This window comes from Streptococcus mitis (genome assembly GCF_003942795.1).
Lineage (GTDB): Bacteria > Bacillota > Bacilli > Lactobacillales > Streptococcaceae > Streptococcus > Streptococcus mitis_BJ.
Map to the genome: position 1 here is coordinate 1 of NZ_RJNY01000026.1, position 20,677 is coordinate 20,677.

The 20,677-nt window shown below is 42.6% G+C and carries 23 protein-coding genes; 1 reads left to right on the top strand and 22 read right to left on the bottom strand.

The features are described 5' to 3' along the window. Positions 1 to 185: 185 nt before the first annotated feature. Genes D8847_RS09345 through miaA form a run of 5 tightly spaced genes read right to left on the bottom strand, consistent with a single transcriptional unit; the run spans position 186 to position 4,637 of the window. Complete coding sequence (locus tag D8847_RS09345) at positions 186 to 941, bottom strand: SDR family NAD(P)-dependent oxidoreductase (RefSeq protein ID WP_125841363.1); 756 nt, start codon at positions 939 to 941, stop codon at positions 186 to 188. A gap of 20 nt (positions 942 to 961) precedes the next feature. Continuing rightward, positions 962 to 1,891, bottom strand: coding sequence for a ribonuclease Z (gene rnz / locus D8847_RS09350; protein WP_125841364.1), 930 nt, complete (start codon positions 1,889 to 1,891; stop codon positions 962 to 964). Positions 1,892 to 1,905: 14 nt separating this feature from the next. Beyond that, on the bottom strand, positions 1,906 to 2,529 hold the full coding sequence (locus D8847_RS09355) for a cystathionine beta-lyase (protein WP_125841365.1): 624 nt from the start codon (positions 2,527 to 2,529) through the stop codon (positions 1,906 to 1,908). Then, the gene (gene hflX / locus D8847_RS09360; RefSeq protein WP_125841366.1) at positions 2,522 to 3,760 is read right to left on the bottom strand and encodes a GTPase HflX; all 1,239 of its coding nucleotides are present in this window, start codon (positions 3,758 to 3,760) and stop codon (positions 2,522 to 2,524) included. Before hflX ends, D8847_RS09355 begins: the two co-directional genes overlap by 8 nt. After that, the gene (gene miaA, locus D8847_RS09365; RefSeq protein WP_125841367.1) at positions 3,753 to 4,637 is read right to left on the bottom strand and encodes a tRNA (adenosine(37)-N6)-dimethylallyltransferase MiaA; all 885 of its coding nucleotides are present in this window, start codon (positions 4,635 to 4,637) and stop codon (positions 3,753 to 3,755) included. The genes hflX and miaA overlap by 8 nt, the downstream gene beginning before the upstream one ends. Positions 4,638 to 4,757: 120 nt before the next feature. On the opposite strand from miaA, the gene D8847_RS09370 reads away from it, so the two are divergent. Continuing rightward, a complete protein-coding gene (locus D8847_RS09370; RefSeq protein WP_001051782.1) occupies positions 4,758 to 4,928 on the top strand; it encodes a DUF3042 family protein in 171 nt (56 codons plus the stop codon). Between the two features lie 196 nt (positions 4,929 to 5,124). On the opposite strand, the gene D8847_RS09375 is transcribed toward D8847_RS09370, so the two are convergent. The 17 genes from D8847_RS09375 to D8847_RS09455 all read right to left on the bottom strand — a co-directional run. After that, positions 5,125 to 5,964 carry a thymidylate synthase gene (locus D8847_RS09375; protein ID WP_125841368.1) on the bottom strand — a complete coding sequence of 280 codons (840 nt, stop codon included), beginning with the start codon at positions 5,962 to 5,964 and terminating at the stop codon, positions 5,125 to 5,127. A 51-nt stretch (positions 5,965 to 6,015) separates the two neighbouring features. Then, positions 6,016 to 6,450, bottom strand: coding sequence for an HD domain-containing protein (locus D8847_RS09380; RefSeq protein ID WP_125841369.1), 435 nt, complete (start codon positions 6,448 to 6,450; stop codon positions 6,016 to 6,018). A gap of 94 nt (positions 6,451 to 6,544) precedes the next feature. Next, positions 6,545 to 7,504, bottom strand: coding sequence for an ROK family glucokinase (locus tag D8847_RS09385; protein WP_125841370.1), 960 nt, complete (start codon positions 7,502 to 7,504; stop codon positions 6,545 to 6,547). 100 nt (positions 7,505 to 7,604) lie between these two features. Beyond that, on the bottom strand, positions 7,605 to 8,402 hold the full coding sequence (locus D8847_RS09390; RefSeq protein ID WP_185757953.1) for an excalibur calcium-binding domain-containing protein: 798 nt from the start codon (positions 8,400 to 8,402) through the stop codon (positions 7,605 to 7,607). Positions 8,403 to 8,497: 95 nt separating this feature from the next. Then, positions 8,498 to 10,219, bottom strand: a complete 1,722-nt coding sequence (gene pabB, locus D8847_RS09395) for an aminodeoxychorismate synthase component I (RefSeq protein ID WP_125841372.1) — start codon at positions 10,217 to 10,219, stop codon at positions 8,498 to 8,500. A gap of 287 nt (positions 10,220 to 10,506) precedes the next feature. Continuing rightward, positions 10,507 to 11,070, bottom strand: coding sequence for a TIGR01440 family protein (locus D8847_RS09400; RefSeq protein WP_185757954.1), 564 nt, complete (start codon positions 11,068 to 11,070; stop codon positions 10,507 to 10,509). Positions 11,071 to 11,179: 109 nt separating this feature from the next. Beyond that, a complete protein-coding gene (locus tag D8847_RS09405) occupies positions 11,180 to 12,871 on the bottom strand; it encodes a cache domain-containing sensor histidine kinase (RefSeq protein ID WP_125841374.1) in 1,692 nt (563 codons plus the stop codon). Beyond that, positions 12,868 to 13,605, bottom strand: coding sequence for a response regulator transcription factor (locus D8847_RS09410; RefSeq protein WP_125841375.1), 738 nt, complete (start codon positions 13,603 to 13,605; stop codon positions 12,868 to 12,870). The genes D8847_RS09405 and D8847_RS09410 overlap by 4 nt, the downstream gene beginning before the upstream one ends. 70 nt (positions 13,606 to 13,675) lie before the next feature. Next, positions 13,676 to 14,788, bottom strand: a complete 1,113-nt coding sequence (gene msrB, locus D8847_RS09415; RefSeq protein ID WP_125841376.1) for a peptide-methionine (R)-S-oxide reductase MsrB — start codon at positions 14,786 to 14,788, stop codon at positions 13,676 to 13,678. Positions 14,789 to 14,797: 9 nt separating this feature from the next. Continuing rightward, entirely contained in the window at positions 14,798 to 15,361 is a 564-nt protein-coding gene (locus D8847_RS09420) for a redoxin family protein (RefSeq protein ID WP_125841377.1), read from the bottom strand. Positions 15,362 to 15,374: 13 nt separating this feature from the next. Beyond that, complete coding sequence (gene ccdA2 / locus D8847_RS09425) at positions 15,375 to 16,085, bottom strand: thiol-disulfide oxidoreductase-associated membrane protein CcdA2 (RefSeq protein ID WP_125841378.1); 711 nt, start codon at positions 16,083 to 16,085, stop codon at positions 15,375 to 15,377. Between the two features lie 162 nt (positions 16,086 to 16,247). Further along, the gene (locus tag D8847_RS09430) at positions 16,248 to 16,799 is read right to left on the bottom strand and encodes a GNAT family N-acetyltransferase (protein WP_125841379.1); all 552 of its coding nucleotides are present in this window, start codon (positions 16,797 to 16,799) and stop codon (positions 16,248 to 16,250) included. Positions 16,800 to 17,145: 346 nt separating this feature from the next. After that, positions 17,146 to 17,970 carry an ammonia-dependent NAD(+) synthetase gene (nadE, locus tag D8847_RS09435; protein ID WP_125841380.1) on the bottom strand — a complete coding sequence of 275 codons (825 nt, stop codon included), beginning with the start codon at positions 17,968 to 17,970 and terminating at the stop codon, positions 17,146 to 17,148. After that, positions 17,967 to 19,427, bottom strand: coding sequence for a nicotinate phosphoribosyltransferase (locus D8847_RS09440; RefSeq protein ID WP_125841381.1), 1,461 nt, complete (start codon positions 19,425 to 19,427; stop codon positions 17,967 to 17,969). Before D8847_RS09440 ends, nadE begins: the two co-directional genes overlap by 4 nt. Before the next feature lie 116 nt (positions 19,428 to 19,543). Continuing rightward, the gene (locus tag D8847_RS09445) at positions 19,544 to 20,032 is read right to left on the bottom strand and encodes a DUF6773 family protein (protein ID WP_125841382.1); all 489 of its coding nucleotides are present in this window, start codon (positions 20,030 to 20,032) and stop codon (positions 19,544 to 19,546) included. Beyond that, the gene (locus tag D8847_RS09450) at positions 20,022 to 20,495 is read right to left on the bottom strand and encodes a DUF6773 family protein (RefSeq protein ID WP_125841383.1); all 474 of its coding nucleotides are present in this window, start codon (positions 20,493 to 20,495) and stop codon (positions 20,022 to 20,024) included. Before D8847_RS09450 ends, D8847_RS09445 begins: the two co-directional genes overlap by 11 nt. Continuing rightward, positions 20,485 to 20,677, bottom strand: a 193-nt coding sequence (locus tag D8847_RS09455; protein WP_142999095.1) for a helix-turn-helix transcriptional regulator, incomplete at its 5' end; no start/stop codon positions are given. The genes D8847_RS09450 and D8847_RS09455, both read right to left, overlap by 11 nt.

Genomic DNA, 20,677 nt, shown 5'->3' on the forward strand with positions numbered 1-20,677 from the left:
CAAAGTCATCAAGCGAAATGCTTTTGGCTTTCGGAACTTTGACAACTTTAAAACTAGAATTCTCATTGCTTTGAACATCAAAAAGGAGAGAACCAATTTGGTCCTCTCCAGGGTATAGCTTTTCATCAACCCACTACAGTTGACAAAGAGCCATTATAAAAAAGTTCCTTTTGTAAGGAACTTTTTTACTTATAATTAAAGATTCCCCCTGCCAAGTTATCAGCTAACTTAGGAAAGAGAGTATAAAACTTATGGGCTAGGTTCAACAAAACTGGGAGATTGAGTTCCCGTTTGTTTTTTCCTATGGTTTTGACAATCTTTCTAGCGACTGCATCTGGTTCTAAGAGAAAGCGGTCAACCGACTTGAGGTAGGTCCCATCTGGGTCTGCTTGGTCAAAAAATCCTGTGCGGATTGGACCTGGATTGACCGTCGTTACATAGACACCATAGGGCATGAGTTCGAGGCGCAGAGCATTTGAAAATCCAATAGCCGCAAACTTGGTCGCTGAGTAAAGACTGGACTTGCTAGTCGCTATCAAACCTGCCATGCTGACGATATTGATGATATGGCCTTTTCGGTTTTCTTTCATGCGGGCTCCAAGACGACGAGACAGATTCATCAGAGCAAAGGTATTGACCTCAAACATCTGGTGAATGTCTTTGTCAGAAATCCGGTCGAAATCTTCAAAAATTCCATATCCAGCATTGTTAATCAAGACATCAATCTTGCCATAATGGAGATAGTGGTCAGCTACCAGAGCTTCTAGGGCTGAGTCATCAGTAATGTCGATTTCAATCAATTCTACATTAGAATGATTTCCATATAGTTGGGCTAGTTTTTCCTTGTTTCTACCTAGTAAGATGAGTTGGTCATTTGGCAAGAGTTTGACCATTTCTTGGGCTAAGCCACCGCTAGCACCTGTAATGAGAATTGTAGACATATTTATCCTTTCTCAATCTTCTAAATTTCCACTTTTTCCAAGTCTTTGACCACATGAACATTTTCAAAAACAGTTGCTGCATCTTTCTTGAGCTGGCTGATATCTTTTGAGAGGAAACGAGCACTGATATGATTGAGCAAGAGGCGCTTAGCACCTGCTTCTGCTGCTACTTGTGCTGCCTGCATATTGGTTGAGTGACCGTGATTGCGGGCAATCTTCTCATCACCCTTGCCATAAGTCGACTCATGGACAAGGACATCGGCATTGACAGCTAGACGCACACTGGCATTGGTTTTTCGGGTGTCACCAAGAATAGTGATAATCTTACCTGGACGGGGAGCTGAGATATAGTCTGCCGCCTTGATTTCAGTCCCATCATCCAAAACAACATCCTGACCGTTTTTGATTTTTCCAAAAAGCGGGCCAAATGGGACACCAGCTGCCTTAAGTTTTTCAGCATCCAAGGTACCTTCTAAGTCCTTTTGCATGACACGATAGCCAACACAGAAAATAGTGTGGTCCAGCTCCTCTGCATACACAGTGAATTTATCGGTCTCAAGGATTTTCCCTAGAGAATCTTGGTCAAACTCATGAAAATAAATGCGGTAAGGCAGACGAGAACCCGACACACGTAGACTGGTTAAGACAAAGGACTTGATTCCTTGAGGTCCATAGATGTCCAAATCTGTCTGCTCTTCATTGGCCTGAAAGGCACGACTAGAAAGGAAGCCTGGCAAGCCAAAGATATGGTCTCCATGCAGGTGGGTGATAAAGATTTTGCTGACCTTACGTGGTCGAATCGTGGTTTCCAGAATGCGATTTTGCGTTCCTTCTCCACAGTCAAAGAGCCAAACTTCGTTAATCTCATCCAAGAGTTTCAGGGCGAGACTTGAGACGTTGCGGGCTTTAGAGGGCTGACCAGCCCCTGTTCCTAAAAATTGAATATCCATTCGATACTTTCTAATTAATCAATATATAACATGGCTGTGCGGTTTTCCGAGCGGAAATAGCGCTTACCAGAAAAAGCAACAGCTTCTTGCAGTAAATCCTCTTGGCTGTATCCTTTGAGACGCTTGCGACCATCAGCCAAACTTTCTAAATCTGTCAAGGCTGTGAGACTTTCCACGCTAACAACTTCCTCGCCCCCTACAGCCTTCATGTAAATCTTTCCAGACTCTTCAAAGACGAGTTGATGGGGGAAAATTTGCGCAATCTCAAAAAGCAAGTCATTCGAGATTTCCTCTTCATTTTCAGAGAAAATTCGCCCCAAGCCCTCACTCTCATAGCAAAACCCAAAGGATTTACCAGACAGATTAAGACGAATAAAGGGCTTGTTTTCAAAGGTGAAACTTGGCTTAGTATTGTAGAGGTTCAGTTCCTGACTGACTTCTGAAAAATAATCCGTCGCAGCTTCAGGACTCTTTTTCTGGTAGAGTTCAGCAAAGTAGGCATTGACTACACTCGGAGGAGGTGTGATAAGTGCCAACTGCTCTTGCTCTGTTTTGCCAGCTAGAAGTTGATCTAGATAGACCTTATCCAGACTTGTATAGCCCCCATATTTTAGAGCCAACGTTTTAATATCAGTCATAAAATTCTTCTAACCTCCATTTATTTTTCTCAGAAATGTAGCCTGTAATCACTTCCCCGTCATTTTGATAGTCGCGCTCTTCCAGAATCGCTACACTTTCCAAATCATGAATCTTGTAAGACTTAGAAAAGGGCACGCGCAGGGTAAAGACTTCAAAAATATCCTTGATCTTCTCCAAAAACAATGCTTGCAAGTTCTCACGACTATCCTCAGACTTGGCAGAAATGAGGGCATACGGCGTTTGGGTAGGCGTGAAATCCTCCACTAAATCCGCTTTATTATAAAGGGTCAGACGAGGAATATCCTCCATATCCAAGTCTTTCATGATAGACAGAACCGTTTTTTCATGCTCCTCGTGATAAGGATTGCTGGCATCGATGACATGAACTAGTAGATCCACATGCTTGCTTTCTTCCAAAGTCGACTTGAAACTGGATACCAATTCAGTCGGTAAATCTTGGATAAAGCCAACCGTATCAGTTAAAGTCACCTGTAGATTGCCTCCCAGATGGATGCTTTTAGTTGTCGCATCCAGAGTCGCAAACAGCTCGTCTGCTTCGTACTGGGTCTTACTGGTCAAGGTGTTCATGATGGTTGATTTCCCAGCATTGGTGTAACCAATCAAACCAATCTTAAAGGTACTCGACTCCAGACGCTTTTCTCTGACTGTCGCCCGATTTTTCTCAACCACCTTGAGTTGGCGTTCGATATCTGTGATTTGGTTGCGAACACTACGACGGTTCAGCTCCAGCTGGCTTTCACCAGGACCACGGGAACCAATTCCCCCTGCCTGACGGCTGAGCATAATTCCCTGACTAACCAAGCGAGGTAAGAGGTACTTAAGCTGGGCCAAATGCACTTGAAGTTTTCCTTCATGGCTTCGAGCCCGCATAGCAAAGATATCCAGAATCAACTGCATACGGTCAATAACTTTAACACCCAGAACTTCCTCTAGATTGACATTTTGCCGTGGTGTCAGACGGTTATTGACAATGACAGTGGTAATTTCTTCTGCATCTACCATTTGAGCGATTTCTTCCAACTTACCAGATCCGACGAAGGTCTTGGAGTCATACTTTTCCCGTTTTTGTCTGTAGCTATCGACTACGACTGCCCCAGCTGTCTTAGCCAGACTGGCCAACTCTTCCATGGAGAGGTCAAAATTGTCCATGCCCTGCAGTTCAACACCAATGAGCAGGACTCGTTCTTCTTTTTTCTCCGTTTCAATCATGTAAAAACTCCTCAATCTGGCTTAAAATGCGGTCCTGCACGCCAGGCTCTCCTATCTGATAAAAGGTGACCTGCATGCGATTACGGAACCAGGTCAGCTGACGCTTGGCAAAACGACGCGTCGCCCGCTTGAGACTCTCGCTCGCTTCCTCAAGAGTTTGCTCCCCACGGAAATAAGGAAAGAGTTCCTTGTAGCCAATGCCTTTAGCAGCCTGTACATCTGGATAATAATCAAAAAGCCACTTGGCCTCATCCAAAAGACCAGCCTCAAACATCAGATCCACTCGGCGATTGATACGCTCATAAAGCTGACTGCGTTCATCGTCCAAGCAGATAATCAGTGGTTCATAAGGACTTTCCTGATTTTTCAAATCCTGACCAAAATGGGCAATTTCCAAGGCACGCATAGCACGACGACGGTTAAACTGGGGAATTGCAAGGCCTGCTTGCTCCACCATATGAGCTAATTTCTCATCTGAATAAGGCTCCAAACTAGCTCGATAAGCCAAAATCTCCTCATGGGGAGTCTCCCCACCTAGATGATAGCCTTCCAGCAAACTCTGGATATAAAGCCCTGTACCACCCGTGATAATAGCTAGTTTACCACGGTTATGAATATCCTCAATAGCCTTCTTAGCTTCTGAAATAAAATCAAAAGCCGAGTAAGACTCGGTCACCTCTCTGACATCAATCAAATGATGAGGAACAACAGCTTGCTCCTCTGGGCTAGCCTTGGCCGTCCCAATATCTAACCTTCTATAAACTTGCTGACTGTCGCCACTGACCACCTCTCCACCAAAGCGCTTGGCCACTTCAATAGCCAGGGCTGTCTTCCCAACAGCAGTCGGTCCAACAATCACAATTATTTTTGTTTTCATCTTTTTTCCTTGAAAAATTCCCATTTTTTCGTTACTATTATTATATCACAAAAAGGTCAGTCAGAAAAATGCTACCTCTTGAGGAGCCTGACTGTTCGGGAAGATAAAGGAGGAAGACTCATGGCTAAAGGATTCGCTAAAGGTCTTGTAACAGGTGTCGCAGGCACTGTCGCTGCCGTTGCAGGTGCAGTATACGCAATTAAAAAGAAAGTGATTGAGCCAGAAGAGCAAAAAGCAGCTTTCATCGAAGAAAACCGCAAAAAAGCAGCTCGCCGTCGCGTATCACATTAATATACAAAAGAAGTTGAGAAATCTCAACTTCTTTTTATTTTCTTTTATACTCAATGAAAATCAAAGAGCAAACTAGGAAGCTAGCCGCAGGTTGCTCAAAGCACTGCTTTGAGGTTGTAGATAGAACTGACGAAGTCAGTAACCATATCTACGGTAAGGCGACGCTGACGTGGTTTGAAGAGATTTTCGAAGAGTATTAAATAGCTAGGTCAAACTTCAACTGTGGCTTAACTGGATCATAGTCAACCAACTCAAAGTCTTCCGCTTTGATATCAAAGAAATTGGTCCCATCAGGAACATTTAAAACCAAACGTGGTTGGCAGTTTGACGGCTCACGGCGGAGCAATTCCTCTGCTTGTTCAAACTGATTATCATAGATATGAAGGTTGTTGATAAAATAGAAAAACTTCCCAACCTTCCAGCCGAAATGCTTGGCAATCATCATCTGAAGAGCCACATACTGCATAGCGTTAATGTGGTGGGCCACCAACATATCATTAGAACGCTGAGTCAAGGTCGCATCTAGATAGATTTCCCCATCAACGCGACGGACATCAAACATGGTCTGAAAGGCGCATGGAAGGAGGCCGTCTGTCTCNTCAAATGCTTGGTAATCCCAGAGTGAAATGATATTGCGACGGTTCCAGGGATTGGCTTCCAACTGCTTGAGAATCTTATTAATGATATCGTGTTTCTTAACGACCGCACCGTAGCGTTCACCAATGGTTCCCGTATCTCCCACTTCCCAGTCATTCCAGTAGTGAACATTGTACTTGCTATTCAGCACTTCTAGGCTATTAGACTGATCCTGGTAGATCCAAAGTACTTCCTTGATAGCTGATTTGATCGCAATGGGACGCAAGGTTGTAATGGGGAATTCCCCCTTGGCCAAGTCATACTCCGCAAAGGCACCCGTTACGTACTTGGAATTGGCAACTGTCCCATCCTTATACTTAGGACGTGCCTGCTCAGAAAAGACACCTTCCTTAAAAATTCGTTCTATATTTTCTTTAAAAATCGTATCTGCTTTTGTCATTTATTCTCACCTCATTTATTGTCCTAACTAGTATAGCATAAAAAATCTTTTCTACATACTCAGATAATCAATGGCCTTTTTATATTTTTCTAATCGTTCCGAATCCTTGTCAGTAATAGTCTCAAGTCTCGATAAATCTGAATTATGTTTTAAGTCAGCTAATTTTACGGCTCTCGCAAGAGGATTGGATTTCACAGTTTTCATATAGGTTTGATAGTCTTGTCCCTTTTTCTTTGACAAAATCTGAACGGCTGTAACTACTGTCTCTGGTAAACCCGCATTTAGTAACTCTTCAGCAGTAACGGAACTATCCTCAATAACATCATGTAGTAGAGCCACTGCTTTCTCTTCTTCAGAATCAACTTGGCTCGCAACAAAAATTGGATGTTCTATATAATCTATCCCTGCCTTATCAAATTGTCCTCTATGAGCTTCCGTCGCGATAGACAAGGCTAATTCAAGCATGGGTTGTTTTGATGTGTCCATTTAGCGATTCCTTCCCAAAATTAAAACCTATTTCGTTTTATTCGACTTTAAAAAAAGAGCTTGATGGATAACCAAGCTCTATTATCAATCTATTTTATTGCAATACAAGTGATGCTGCTCCGATAACTCCAGCGTCATTTCCTAGAGTTGCAAGAGCCAATTTAGTGGATGTGCGTACTTGTGGGAAGGTATTTTCATCATAAACCTTNTGCACGCCTTGTAGAAGGAATTCTCCCGCAGCTGACACCCCACCACCGATAACGATTGTTGAAGGATTGAGGATTGAGCCGATATTGGCACAAGCGATTCCCAAGTAACGCGAGAAGTTACGGTAAACGATCAAAGCAAGGTCGTCCCCTTCTTTTGCAAGGTCAAAGACAGTTTTTGCTGTTACTTCTTCACCGTCGTCTATCAAGCGTTTCAAGGCCGCATCGCCTTCGTATTCATCAGCATAACGACGAGTCAAGTTGACAATCCCTGTTGCTGAAGCAACTGTCTCAAGACAGCCTTTTTTACCACAGGTACATGCGATTGGTTGGTCAAAGTCAACAGTGATGTGACCAAGCTCACCAGCAGCACCAGCAACACCGTGAAGCAATTTGCCTTCTGCCACGATACCGNCACCAACACCGGTACCAAGTGTCATAAAGACAACGTCTGGTTGGTTGTCACCAGCGCCCATCCAGCGCTCACCAAGAGCAGCTACGTTGGCATCATTATCGATGAAGAATGGAATGCCCAAGGCTTTTTCAATCTTTTCTTTAATCGGTTGAAGGGTTTTCCAGTTTAGGTTGTAGGCACCGATAACAGTTCCTTTCTCACGGTCAACCACACCAGGTGATCCCATTCCAATGCCTCGGAAGTCCGTAGCTGACAATCCAAGCAAGTCCAAACGATGTTGAATAGACTCAATCATATCATCTACGATATGGCTTCCTTCATCCAAAATGTTAGTCTTGATAGACCATTTTTCTTGGATTTCTCCCTCTTGAGTTAAAATTGCAAATTTGATAGATGTTCCACCAAGGTCAATCCCAATAATCTTTTGACTCATCGTCTTCTCCTTTTTAATTGAAAATGCTTACAGATATAGTATAACAGAATCGTCTGTTTTGTGCAAAGGTTTGCATTAACTTCCTAGAAATTATTCTGATTTATGGTTTCCAAAGGCCAGAACCATCTACGTAGTATCTGCCACCATCAACTCGCTCATTCTTTGCCATTTTACCATCTGATTTCAAATAGTAATTTCCTTGCCAAGTATTACGAGCGTATGAACCATCTGATTTCAAGTAGTACCAGGATTGATAAGAAGAGTCATAAATCCACTCACCTTGTGCCATTTTACCGTTCGCTTTGAGATAAAAAGCGCCTTGCCAAGCATTTTTGGCATAAGATCCATTTGATTTCAAATAATAAAAAGCTTGGTATGATGAATCATAAATCCATTCACTTTGAGCCATCTTTCCGTTTGGTTTTAGATAATAACTTCCTATCCATGTGTTTCGTGCATACGAACCATCCGATTTAAGATAATACCATCCTTTGTAATATGAGTCGTATATCCACTCACTCTGAGCCATTGTCCCATCTGATTTGAGATAGTAATCTCCTTTCCAAGAATTTGTTACTGGATTACCATTGTCAGAATAATACCAATATCCATCCTGCTTAACCCATCCACTAGAAGAAACTCTATTCTGTGGACTAGATTGGCGTGGTTTAAAAACACCTCGAGGAGCTTTTGAGCGTTCACAGGCAACTCCATCACCATCTTTGTCTAGTCTTGAAGAATATCCAGGCTCTCCTCTATGGATATCAGAATAACCATTTTCCCACGCTTCTGTACAATTTGAAAAGTGAATTGTATCATTAGCAAAAGTCGGTTGAGCGAGCATCATCAACGCAGAAAAGCTAGCTATACCAGCTTTAAAAAGAACTGTTTTTTTCATCATTTCCTCCCATAAAATGACATCGTTTTCCTCTTATTTTATCAAACTTAATCCAACAATTCAACATATCCATTATATTTTTTGATTTATAAAGTTTATTTAGAATTCACTTCCAACTCATACAAACCTCTGACTGCGTTACAGCCATAGATAGCTTCTGCTTGGTCCAAGTCTGGCACAGTCAGAACTTTTTCCTCTGCCTGTCCTTTTCCTAGCAAATGCTGACGGTAAATTCCTGGCAAAATTCCTAGTCTGATAGGCGGTGTATAGAGTTTTCCGGCAATTTTCAGAACCAGATTTCCAATGGAGGTCTCAAGCAGTTCTCCTGACTTATTGTGGTAAATTTTCTCCTGCTCCCCTAGGCTCAAATGCGGTCTATGAGTTGTTTTAAAGTAGGTAAATGATTGATTCAAATCTACTTCTTGCAGACAAAGTTTGGCTTTGCAGAAACTTGGACTGAGGGGTGTTAAGATTTGGCGACTGAGTTTCATCTCTCCAGATTTGCTGAGACTAATTCGCAAACGGTAGTCTTGGTGGGAATCACAAGCTTGACACTCTTCCTCTATCTTTTGTCTCAGTTCTTCTGAATCAAAAGGATAGGCAAAATAACGACTCGCCTTTGTCAGTCTTTCCAGATGTTGATCTTCAAACAACAGTTGTTTTTGGCTGATTCTCCCAGTTGTAATCAATTGGAAACGTGCTTGTTTACGATAGAGAACAGCCGCCTTTTGATGAACCTCTCGGTATTCAGATTGCCAAGTACTATCCCAAGTAATGCCACCACCCACTCCATAGATGGCTTTCCCTTGATGCAGTTGAATGGTTCGAATGGCGACATTGAAAATTCGTCGCCCATTTGGAAGCAAGAGACCAATCGTTCCACAGTAAACTCCTCTAGGTTGGGGCTCCAAATCCTTGATGATTTCCATGGTCGCAATTTTCGGTGCTCCCGTTATGGAACCACAAGGAAAGAGAGAGCGAAAAATGGTAACCAGGTCCACATCCGGTCGTAACTGACTCTTGATGGTCGACGTCATTTGCCAAACAGTTGAATACTGCTCCACTTGGCACAGACGTTCTACATGCTCACTGCCCACTTCAGAAATACGGTTCATATCGTTGCGCAAGAGGTCCACAATCATCATGTTTTCAGAGCGATTTTTAGGATCCTGTTCTAGCCAGCTAGCTTGGGCAAGATCTTCTTGGTCAGTCACTCCACGCTGGGTTGTTCCTTTCATTGGGCGAGTCGTTAATTCTCGGTCATTTTGCTCAAAAAAGAGCTCTGGGCTCATGGAAATCACTGCCATCTCATCATGTTCAACATAGGCATTGTAGCCCGCCTCCTGTTCTACCACCATGCGATTGTAGATGGCAAAAGGATTGGCACTCAAGTCTTGCTTGAGTTGGACAGTGTAATTTACCTGATAAGTGTCCCCCTGACGCAAATGATGGTGAATCTGGGAAATAGCTTTTTCATAGTCTGCTGCAAACGTTACTTCCTGCCACTTTGAAGGCAGATCTACTTCCTCATAAGTCAGAGGAATAGGGGATGTTTCCACCCTATCATGAACGGTAAAGTAAAGCAAATATTCGCCCAGTAGAGGAAGCTTGTGAACTGCTAGTTTTTCCTCAAAAGCAGGAGCGGCCTCGTAACTGACGTAGCCCACCACATAATAGCCTTGCTCTTGGTAGCTTTCCACTTGTGCCAGCAAGTCTATCACTTCTGCCAAATCTCTCGTTTTCAACTCTTTTATAGGCTGGGTAAAAGTGTATCTCTCCCCCAAAGCTCTAAAATCAATCACTGTTTTTCTATGCATACCTTAAGTATAGCACAAAAAAGCCGACCTAGAACAGCTAAATCCAGCTTTGTTTACTGATTTCTATAACGGAAAATCTTCTCTAAGTTGCTTTTTTCTACTTTTGGCAATTATCCATCAGATAGCACCCCTTCTTCTTGTAAAAACTGATCTTATTTGGAGCACTTTACACAAAAATTCAACAAAAAAGAACAGAGGAAGTCATGGTATCTATACCGTTGTTTCCTCTGTCTTTTGCTTTTCAGAAATTAAAAACCGAATTGTTTTTCTTTTACTACAGAATGATTTTACGACTTTCTGATAGAATCTTGTGGATACTTCGCACGCGCACCTCCAATGAGTTTTGGACGACTTGCAAGAGCCGTTACATGGGCATGCCCAATTTCCCTCAAAAGAGGGCGAATTGGTACCTGAACATGCTTAACATGCATGCCAATTGCAGTATCTCCGATATCCAATCCAGCATGGGCCTTGATAAATTCAACCTCAACTGGATCCTGCATAAACTTAAAGGCTGCTAGCTGACCCGAACCTCCCGCATGAAGAGTCGGAAGGACACTGACGATTTCCAGACCAAACTGCTCTGCCACCTGACGTTCAACAACGAGGGCACGATTGACATGTTCACAACCTTGAACAGCTAGATGAATTCCTTTTCCCTCTAGGATATCTAGAATGGTTTTCACAATGATTTCCCCAATTTCTTGACTGGATTCCTTGCCAATCTGACCACCCATCACCTCACTAGAAGAAAGGCCCAAAACAAAGATAGCTCCTTGCTTCAAATTAGCCTTTTCTAATACATCTTCTACAATCTGGCTTGTTGCTCTTTGAATGTCTTTTTCCTTCATACTTGATACCTCTTTTGTCACTATCTATCATATCTTTTTTTACTGATTTTATCAAGGCCAACTAATCAATCGAAATTTTAAAAGCAAAACTCCCAGAATAGACTGGGAGCTAACTTGTTTCTATTTTATTGATGTATATTTCAATCGCCGTCCCTTTTTCGGGTGCAGAATTGATCTTCATCTGGTAATTGTCTCCAAAATGAAGTTTGAGGCGTTGATCAACGTTTTGCAAACCAACTCCTCCACGTTTGAGCTGACTTTGACTACTATCGCTAGTAGCTTGGAAACCAACACCATCATCCTCAATGCGGATGATTAGTCCTGAATCCTTTTTATGGACGGAAACTTTAATATGTCCCTGTCCATCTTTCTCCTTAATGCCGTGATAAAGAGCATTTTCTACAAGGGGTTGTAGCACCAGTTTAGGCAAGACTAAATTATCAAAGTCAGGATCTTCATCAATCTCATACTCCAGCTTATCACCATAGCGTTGTTTCTGGATAAAGAGGTACTGGCGAACATGATTGATTTCATCAGAAAGAGAAATCAAATCCTTCCCTTGATTGAGCGCCAAGCGGAAATAGGTTGCCAAGGACTTGGTCACCTGAACCACTCGCTGACTATCCTGAAATTCAGCCATCCAGATGATAGTGTCCAAAGTATTGTAGAGGAAATGGGGGTTAATCTGACTTGATAGGGCTTGAAGTTCATACTGCCGGGTCGCTTCTTCCTGCCTGCGCACATCTGCCATCAACTGATCAATCTGATCCAACATGGCATTGAACTGACGAGTCACTTCTCTCAGTTCATAGGCGCCAGCTTCCTTAGCACGAAGATTTTGTGTACCAGAAGCAATTTCCAGCATGGTTTCTCTCAGATCCTTCAAAGGGGCAATCCAGCGTTTGAGACTGAACCACACCAAGCAGAGACAGGCAAGAAGAGATAAGGCACTAGCACCAAGCAAGGTCCACATGAGTTGACTCCGAACCTGGTCTAACTTCTCCAGCGAAGACACGCCTATAACCGTCCAATCTGTTCCTGCAATCTTTTCCTGACTGACGTAGGATTGATGGTCTAGCGTATAGCCCTGCCCCGTCTCGATGTAGGGTTTCATGGCCTCCATTTCACTCGCTGAGCTATAGACAGTACGTTTAGGATGGTAGACAAATTCATGGTTTTCATTGATGATAAAGGCAAAGCCCTGCTGACCCAACTGGAGTTGGTTAAGATAGGCTTCCAGAGTTTCGTAGGAAATATCCAAACGAAGTACGCCAAGATTGACCCCCTCTGCATCAACCAGTTCCTGAGTAACAGAAATGACCCATTGACTATCTGATTTACGAGCTGGGGTTAAAACTGGCTTAGCTCCCTGATGAATAGCCTTTTGGTACCAATCCTCAGCCATCATATCTGAGGAAGTTTTCATCTGCACACTGTCATCTGTAGAAATAACCTGACCGGATTTGGTGACCAGTACCACCGTTTTCAAGTCCTGGTCTGCCTTTAAGATAGTCAAAAACAGATCTCGGATTCCCTTGGCTTGGTCTTGGTTAGGATTCTCAGCATAGGCCAACACATCCTTCTGCTGGGTCAAACTGGTAGAGGTGGTTTCTAATTTTTTGATATAAGACTGAATAAAGTGGCTAGTTTGGCTAATGGTCGTTTGGCTATTACCCTCGATAGTAGCCTCAATAGCTGATGAACTAGATTGATAATAGAAAGTCCCAACCAGAGCTAGGAGAATGAGAAAGACCAGAAAGATGGAAATAACCATTCTGACTAGGAGAGAAGAACGCTTCATCGACCTTCCCCCTTCTTAAACTGACGAGGTGTCACACCTGCAATCTGTTTAAAACGTTGAGTAAAGTAGTTCATATCTTCAAAACCAACCTTTTCGGCTATCTGGTAAATCTTTAAATCCGTGGTCAGAAGCAAGAGCTTGGCCTGTTTGACACGCTCTCTCACCAGATAATCCTGAAAAGGCAGGCCCAACTCTTTCTTAATCAAGGAACTCAAATAAGTCGGACTAAAGCCCAATTCACTGGCCAAGCTCTTTAAACTAAATTGACTGTCAGCCAGATGGGACTGGATCTTCTGAGCCAGGTTTCCCTCAAACTTATCGATCAGTAAATCCTGTAACTGCTCTTCTTTTTCTTCCTTGTCTAGTTTTTGCTTGATTTTCCCCAACATTTCCTCAATATCCTGACGAGAAAAGGGCTTGAGCAAGTAGTCATCGACACCGAGTTTGACAGCAGACAAGGCATAATCAAAATCATCATAACCTGTCAAAAAAACTAGGTGAACCTGAGGATAGGTTTCTCGTACCAGACTGGCCAACTGGATGCCATTTAGCTGAGGCATGTTGATATCGGTTAAAATGATATCTGGCACCTGCTTTTGAATCAAGTCCCAAGCCTGTCTTCCATTTTCAGCCTGACCGATGATTTCCATACCGTAGGCTGCTACATTGACCAACTTGGTCAAGCCTTGTCTAACCAGATACTCATCTTCTACGATTAAGATTGTGTAGGTCATGCTCTGCTCCTTTCCCACTTACTAGTATCAGTATAGCAAAATTCTCCTCTAACTGCTTAGGAAAGACTTCTTAATCGACATAATCTAGTAAATAGGCATAGCCTTTTTCTTCCATTTGGTCTTTGGGAATAAATCGGATAGAGAGACTATTGATACAGTAGCGCAAGCCACCCTTGTCCTGAGGCCCATCTGTAAAGACATGGCCAAGGTGAGAATCTCCAACTCGACTTCTCACTTCCATGCGCGTCATATTGTAAGACTTATCTTCCTTGTAAGTGACAACATCTAGACTAATTGGTTGGGTGAAACTAGGCCAGCCACAACCAGACTCAAACTTGTCCTTTGATGAAAAGAGGGGTTCACCAGTTGCCACATCCACATAGATACCGGATTCAAATTTATCCCAATAGCGGTTTGAAAAAGCTCGTTCTGTTTGATTTTTCTGGGTAACTGCATACTCCTCAGGTGACAAGGTCTTTTTTAATTCCTCATCACTGGGTTTAGGATATTTACTGGCATCGATAACGGGATAGGCAGCCTGATTGACATTGATATGACAGTAGCCATTTGGATTTTTCTTGAGGTAGTCTTGGTGATAGTCCTCAGCCACCACAAAATTCTTCAAGGCCTCCTTTTCAACTGCCAGAGGTTGATCGTATTTCTTAGCCACCTCATCAAAGACTTGGTTGATTACTTCCAAATCCTTGTCATCTGTGTAATAGACACCAGTACGGTACTGAGTCCCCACATCATTTCCTTGTTTATTTTTGCTGGTTGGATTAATGATGCGGAAGTAATGAAGCAGGATTTCTTTGAGGGAAATTTGATTAGCATCATAGGTAACATGGACGGTTTCCGCATGACCTGTTTGGTTGATCAATTCGTACTTGGTTGTTTCCCCTCTACCATTTGCATAGCCTGAAACGGCATCTGTCACTCCAGGCACGCGTGAGAAATATTCCTCCACTCCCCAGAAACATCCCCCAGCTAGATAAATTTCGTGCAAGTCTGCGTCTTTACTAATTTCTGTTTTTTTCACTGTTTTTCCTCCTTGGCTAACTGATGCTTTCTCAATTTGCGAGCTATCTATCTGCCCTGCATTTCGTATCAATAGGAAATAGAAACCGGTTAGGACTAGGAGAATGACCCCTGCCAAGACAAACAATTTTACTTTATCATTCATAGCCTTTCTCTACCCCATTTCTTTCAATTCTTTTAAAATCATATCCTTATCCATAAAACCTGGTTGCGTTTTGACCAGTTTGCCTTCCTTGTCTATAAAGGCTTGAGTCGGGTAAGAACGAACACCATAACTTTCCAAAAGTTTGCCTGATGGATCAATTAAAACCGGAAAATTTTTATAATCCAAGCCCTTGTACCAGTTCTTAAAGTCCGCTTCTGCTTGCTCCCCCTTGTGACCAGGAGATACCACTGTCAAGACCACATAGTCATCACCAGCATTCTTAGCAATTTCGTCCGTATCTGGAAGGCTGGCTAGACAGATGGAACACCAAGAAGCCCAGAATTTAAGATAGACTTTCTTGCCTTTGTAGTCAGATAAACGATAGGTCTTACCATCTACTCCCATCAGTTCAAAATCAGCAACCGCCTGACCCTTAGTCTCAGTTTGCGAACTGACTTGTTCTGTTTTGGTTTGCTCCTTCATAGTAGATTCGTCTGACATAGTTTTAGCCGAACAGGCTGCCAAACAACAAATTGAACCGACTCCAAGGAGACATGTTTGCCATTTTTTCATTTCTTTTTCCTTTCTATTCAAATAATCTTGTCAAAATAGAAGCATTTCCCAAAAGCACCAAGATTCCCATCAGGATAATGAGGAAACCACCCACTTTTTTGAGGGTTCCGAGGTAAGGATGGAGTTTTCGAAAATGTTTCAAAACATAGCTGGAGGCGAGAGCTAGAACCAAAAATGGTAGCGCCAAACCCAGTGTGTAAACCAACATGAGACCAGCTCCCTGCCAAGCTCCTGAACCACCTGAAGCCGCTAAGGCCAAAACAGACCCCAGAACCGGCCCTACACATGGCGTCCAAGCAAAACTAAAGGTCAACCCCAGTAAAAATGCCTGACTATAGCCGTTAGCGTTTTGACCCTGTCTCTTTAATTGTAGCCTTTTTTCCTTGTAGAGCCCCTGCAAATGTAAGACTTCCATCTGGTGCAAGCCCAAGAGAATGATAATCGCACCCGTCACATACTGAAACCAAGAAGCATACAGCAAATTGCCTAAAAAACCAGCTCCATAACCCAGTAAGATAAAGATAAAAGAAATCCCTGCTATAAAGGCCAGAGTTCGCAATAGACTAACGACTGAGATTGAAAATTTTCCGCTGGAAACCTGAGAACCATCTTTGTCATCAAGTAAGACCCCTGCATAGACTGGCAACAAGGGTAAGATACAAGGAGAAAAGAAGGAAAGAATTCCAGCAAGAAAAACACTGATAAAAAAGAATACATTGTCCATTGCCTTCCTCCATTCTTTGATTTGATAGGACTATTATAGCTCCAAAACTCCAGAAAAAACAGGGACAATGATAGGGAAAAATAGGAATTTAATCAGTTTATTCAGAAATCTGGCACAAAAAAAGCCAGACAAGGTCTGACTTTGATAGAAACAGAAAAGAAATCACCTGTCTTCCCTACTTATCTGGTAATAAATAAGGTCCGCAACGTAGTCTTTTCTCTCCACACCATTGGCAATAGTTTTTAGATAGGACATTCCAGCCTTCTCCATCACACGGCCTGAAGCTGGGTTAAGACTGGCGTAACGAGCTCTGACTTTTTGAAAGCCTGCTTGAGTAAAACAAAAGTCTAACACAGCTCTCAAGGCTTCCGTCATCATACCACGACCCCAATAGTTTTTTCCTAAAATATATCCAATTTCACAACTTGAATCTTTCTCATTCATCTCAACGATGCTGATATCTCCTATCACTTGCTCAGGATTTTCTTTGAGACAAATGGCCCATTTGTAATAGTTGGGATTGGGATAGGATGCAACCCAATTTCGAATCGAATTTCTAGTCACCTCAACATCAAGATGAGGATCCCAGGTGACATAGGTCAGATTCTTAGCAGACGAAGCCCAATTTTGAAACATGGCTTCCGCATCACTCTCCACAAATCTTCTCAAGATCAAACGTTCTGTCTGTAATATTTGCGTACCGATTGCTTTCATAATGTTACCTCGCTTTCTAAGCTTAAGGCTCAAGCTAAAAAGGTCCCCCGGACCTTCCTCGCTTTCTCATTTCTAGGTTCAGGGTAAAAAGACTATACTCAGTAACAGCTAGGAAACAAGTGTTTTATCTAGTCCCTTGACGCAGTCGCTGTCTGGTTTGAAATGCGCTTTACCAAGCTTTTTCAAACCTAGTCATCGTTGCGGAGGTGAGATAAGGAAAATCGAACTCTACGAGTTACCGAATCTGACTCGTTTTCTTATTTCTAGACTCGGGCTGAAAAGGTCCCCCGGACCTTCCTCGCTTTCTCATTTCCAGGCTCAGGGTAAAAACCTCCANTGGAGGTTTTTACTCCCAAAAGTCATCAAATACGGTGATTGGTAGGTGGCGTTTGTGTTGGCCTTTGTGCCACCAGTTTTCGATGGTTGCTTGTGCTTCTGGACTGATGGTTTTGCCTTCTAGGTAGTCATCAATTTCATTGTAAGTGACTCCAAGTGCAACTTCGTCAGCAAGTCCAGGTTTGTCTTCTTCTAGGTCTGCTGTTGGGATTTTTTCATAAAGGGCTGGGTCTGCACCAAGTTCCTTCAAGAGTTGTTTTCCTTGGCGTTTATTGAGGCGGTAAAGAGGGAGAATGTCTGCACCACCGTCACCAAACTTGGTAAAAAAGCCTGTGATATTTTCTGCAGCATGGTCTGTTCCAATGACCGCTCCGCTATGGGCACCAGCCAGAGCATATTGGGCAATCATACGGCTACGTGCCTTGATATTCCCCTTGTTGAAGTCTGAAACAGTGCTTCCTGTCGCTTCGACTGCAGCTGTCATGGCATCAGCTGACTCCTTGATATTCACAACCAAGCTGACATCTGGCTGGATGAAAGCAAGAGCTTTTTGTGCATCTGCTTCATCAGCTTGTACTCCATAGGGCAGGCGGACAGCGATAAATTGGTAGCTGTCATCTCCTGTCTCTGCTCGCATTTCTTCCATAGCTAATTGCGCCAAACGCCCTGCTAAGGTTGAGTCTTGTCCTCCAGAAATCCCTAGTACAAAAGTCTTAAGGAAGGGGTGTTTTTTCAGGTATCTCTTTAAGAAATCAATGGAACGACGGATTTCTTCCTGGGCGTCAATCACTGGTTTGACACCCAATTCTTGGATAATCGTTTCTTGCAAACTCATTCTTCTTCTCCTTCACCAAGGGCTTCTTTGCGCATCTTGTCAATCAAGTCCATTTTGTCCTGCCAAATATCACGCGCCAAGTCTACCGGATAATGTTGCGGATTGAGAACCCGTTTATACTCATCCCAAAGCTTGTCAAATTCCTTACGGGCATAATCCTGAATCTCAGTCAAACTAGGCAAGTTGTAAACTAATGTTCCTTCTTTGAAAATATCCACCAAGAGAGGAACGGCATCAAAATTTCGAACGGTCTTTTTGATGTAGGTATAAGTTGGATGGAACATCTTGATTTCTGTCATGTCACTCACATCCACACCATCATAAGTGATATAGTCGCCTTCTGACTTGCCTTTTTCACGACTGGTAATGCGCCATACCTGCTTCTTACCTGGCGTAGACACTTTTTCCGCATTATTAGACAGTTTGATGGTATTGCGCATCTGACCATTCTCATCTTCGATAGCTACAATCTTATAAACTGCCCCAAGAGCTGGCTGATCATAGGCTGTAATCAGCTTGGTTCCCACACCCCAAACATCAATCTTGGCCTTTTGCATCTTGAGGTTGAGGATAGTATTTTCATCTAGGTCATTAGAAGCATAAATCTTAGCCTCTGTAAATCCAGCCTCGTCCAGTTGCTGACGGACTTTCTTGGAAATGTAGGCAATATCTCCAGAGTCAATCCGCACACCCATAAAGTTAATCTGATCACCCAGTTCACGCGCCACCTGAATAGCAGCTGGCACACCGATGCGAAGGGTGTCATAAGTATCTACTAAAAAGACACAGTCACGGTGGGTTGCCGCATAGGCCTTGAAGGCTTCATAGTCGTTTCCATAAACCTGTACCAAGGCATGGGCATGAGTCCCCAAGACAGGAATGTCAAAGAGTTTACCCGCACGCACGTTGCTGGTTCCATTGGCACCACCAATCACCGCTGCGCGTGTTCCCCAGATAGCTGCATCCATTTCTTGCGCACGACGTGTCCCAAACTCCATCAAGGGTTCATCTTCAATGACTGAACGAATACGTGCTGCCTTGGTCGCTATCAAGGTTTGAAAGTTAACGATGTTCAAGAGAGCCGTTTCGACCAATTGACATTGGGCAAGAGGGCCTTCAACCTGTACAATCGGCTCATTAGCAAAAACCAAGTCCCCTTCCTGGGCAGAACGAACCGTCAACTCCAACTTGAGATTGCGGAGGTAGTCTAAAAATGCCCCATGATAGCCAAGCGACTCCAAGTAGGCAATATCGCTATCTGAAAAGCGCAAGTCTTTAAGATAATGTACAATTCTTTCCAAACCAGCAAAAACTGCATAACCGTTCTGAAAAGGTTGCTGGCGGAAGTAAACCTCAAAGACCGCCCTTTTATTGTGAATTTCTTGGTCAAAGTAAACTTGCATCATGTTAATCTGGTACAAGTCCGTGTGCAATGTCAAACTATCATCTGGATACATCTGTTTTCCTTCTTCCTTTTTTACAAAGGTATGAACGTATTCTACCACTTTCACACCATCCGATAAATTAGTACTATTATAACACATTTTACCAAGATTGATAAAAAGCTAACAAGCTATTCTCCATTCTCCAGTTCATCCATATCTTGCTCAAACTTTTTTTGAGCCCATTCTCCATAACTTTTAAGGCCGAGATTGCCGATAAAAACCCAAGGAAGATAAATCAAATAAGTAATGGCCCAAGCAGACAAGTATTTGAAGTTCAAAGGATTGTGCTGATAAATTTCGATATTGAATTGATAATTCTGCAACATCAAGAGAGTCGTAATAGCAAGAGTTACCAGCAAACACCCTACAATTGTAAAATGAAAACGACTATAGTAGGTCACTCCAAGTTGTCGTGCACGATTGAAAAAGAAGAAAATTCCTAAAAGAAGGGTAACCAGAAGAATATTAGGATTAAAAAGAGCAGGTGCTAATACAGCCACCAAATAACTTAGCAGAATGAGCCCGATAAACACATTAAAAGACTCTATCCCAGCTTTGTTAATCAGTTGTTCTTCCCTTTCGTCTAATAATTGATAATAAAAAAATCTATTTTTCATCTTCTTCCTCCCAAACTTGCTGATTTCTGCGATTCAAGTATAGGATAACTCTATCCATAGAAAAACTCCCAACGAGATAGATGATAACTGCTAGAACCACTTTTAGGGAGTACTTCCAAGTCAATAGATTGACCAGTTCCTCGCGATTGCCTACGATATCAATCAATAAAATCACTATAGAAAATCCCAAAGCAGATAAAATTCTTTCTTTTCCAGTATTCTCAACAATATCTCGAATATCAATTCCTACATACATGCGGCGAATAATGGCATACAAACCAACTTCGATCAATAAAAGTAATTCTGGCAAATAGGATAGAAGCGTTAAATTAAAAATATAAACTTTGGCAAAAATTTCCAGTGCCAAAAATAAGCACATTCCCAAGAGAATTTCTCCTGAAATCTTTCCATCCAATTTTTCCGTACGTTCATCTTTGATCACAAGCTTTTTTCTATCCTTCATCTTCTTCCTCCCAAAATAATTGATCTAAAGTTTTGCCTAAGCATCTGCAAATGGACTGGCAGAGGGAGAGACTAGGATTGTATTTCCCTGCTTCTATCAAGCCGATAGTCTGCCTAGTAACACCTACAGCTTCTGCCAAATCCCCTTGTGTTAAATCCCGCTCCACCCGAGCTAATTTTAAT

What these genes read in the sequence shown, in the direction of transcription:
- msrB (WP_125841376.1), bottom strand. Translation starts at nt 14,788, where the DNA reads ATGAATGATAAAGTAAAATTGTTTGTCTTGGCAGGGGTCATTCTCCTA.
- D8847_RS09390 (WP_185757953.1), bottom strand. Translation starts at nt 8,402, where the DNA reads ATGAAAAAAACAGTTCTTTTTAAAGCTGGTATAGCTAGCTTTTCTGCG.
- D8847_RS09400 (WP_185757954.1), bottom strand. Translation starts at nt 11,070, where the DNA reads ATGAAGGAAAAAGACATTCAAAGAGCAACAAGCCAGATTGTAGAAGAT.
- D8847_RS09450 (WP_125841383.1), bottom strand. Translation starts at nt 20,495, where the DNA reads ATGAAGGATAGAAAAAAGCTTGTGATCAAAGATGAACGTACGGAAAAA.
- D8847_RS09430 (WP_125841379.1), bottom strand. Translation starts at nt 16,799, where the DNA reads ATGAAAGCAATCGGTACGCAAATATTACAGACAGAACGTTTGATCTTG.
- ccdA2 (WP_125841378.1), bottom strand. Translation starts at nt 16,085, where the DNA reads ATGGACAATGTATTCTTTTTTATCAGTGTTTTTCTTGCTGGAATTCTT.
- D8847_RS09405 (WP_125841374.1), bottom strand. Translation starts at nt 12,871, where the DNA reads ATGAAGCGTTCTTCTCTCCTAGTCAGAATGGTTATTTCCATCTTTCTG.
- D8847_RS09410 (WP_125841375.1), bottom strand. Translation starts at nt 13,605, where the DNA reads ATGACCTACACAATCTTAATCGTAGAAGATGAGTATCTGGTTAGACAA.
- hflX (WP_125841366.1), bottom strand. Translation starts at nt 3,760, where the DNA reads ATGATTGAAACGGAGAAAAAAGAAGAACGAGTCCTGCTCATTGGTGTT.
- miaA (WP_125841367.1), bottom strand. Translation starts at nt 4,637, where the DNA reads ATGAAAACAAAAATAATTGTGATTGTTGGACCGACTGCTGTTGGGAAG.
- pabB (WP_125841372.1), bottom strand. Translation starts at nt 10,219, where the DNA reads ATGCATAGAAAAACAGTGATTGATTTTAGAGCTTTGGGGGAGAGATAC.
- D8847_RS09440 (WP_125841381.1), bottom strand. Translation starts at nt 19,427, where the DNA reads ATGTATCCAGATGATAGTTTGACATTGCACACGGACTTGTACCAGATT.
- nadE (WP_125841380.1), bottom strand. Translation starts at nt 17,970, where the DNA reads ATGAGTTTGCAAGAAACGATTATCCAAGAATTGGGTGTCAAACCAGTG.
- D8847_RS09420 (WP_125841377.1), bottom strand. Translation starts at nt 15,361, where the DNA reads ATGAAAAAATGGCAAACATGTCTCCTTGGAGTCGGTTCAATTTGTTGT.
- D8847_RS09445 (WP_125841382.1), bottom strand. Translation starts at nt 20,032, where the DNA reads ATGAAAAATAGATTTTTTTATTATCAATTATTAGACGAAAGGGAAGAA.
- D8847_RS09380 (WP_125841369.1), bottom strand. Translation starts at nt 6,450, where the DNA reads ATGGACACATCAAAACAACCCATGCTTGAATTAGCCTTGTCTATCGCG.
- D8847_RS09345 (WP_125841363.1), bottom strand. Translation starts at nt 941, where the DNA reads ATGTCTACAATTCTCATTACAGGTGCTAGCGGTGGCTTAGCCCAAGAA.
- D8847_RS09355 (WP_125841365.1), bottom strand. Translation starts at nt 2,529, where the DNA reads ATGACTGATATTAAAACGTTGGCTCTAAAATATGGGGGCTATACAAGT.
- rnz (WP_125841364.1), bottom strand. Translation starts at nt 1,891, where the DNA reads ATGGATATTCAATTTTTAGGAACAGGGGCTGGTCAGCCCTCTAAAGCC.
- D8847_RS09370 (WP_001051782.1), top strand. Translation starts at nt 4,758, where the DNA reads ATGGCTAAAGGATTCGCTAAAGGTCTTGTAACAGGTGTCGCAGGCACT.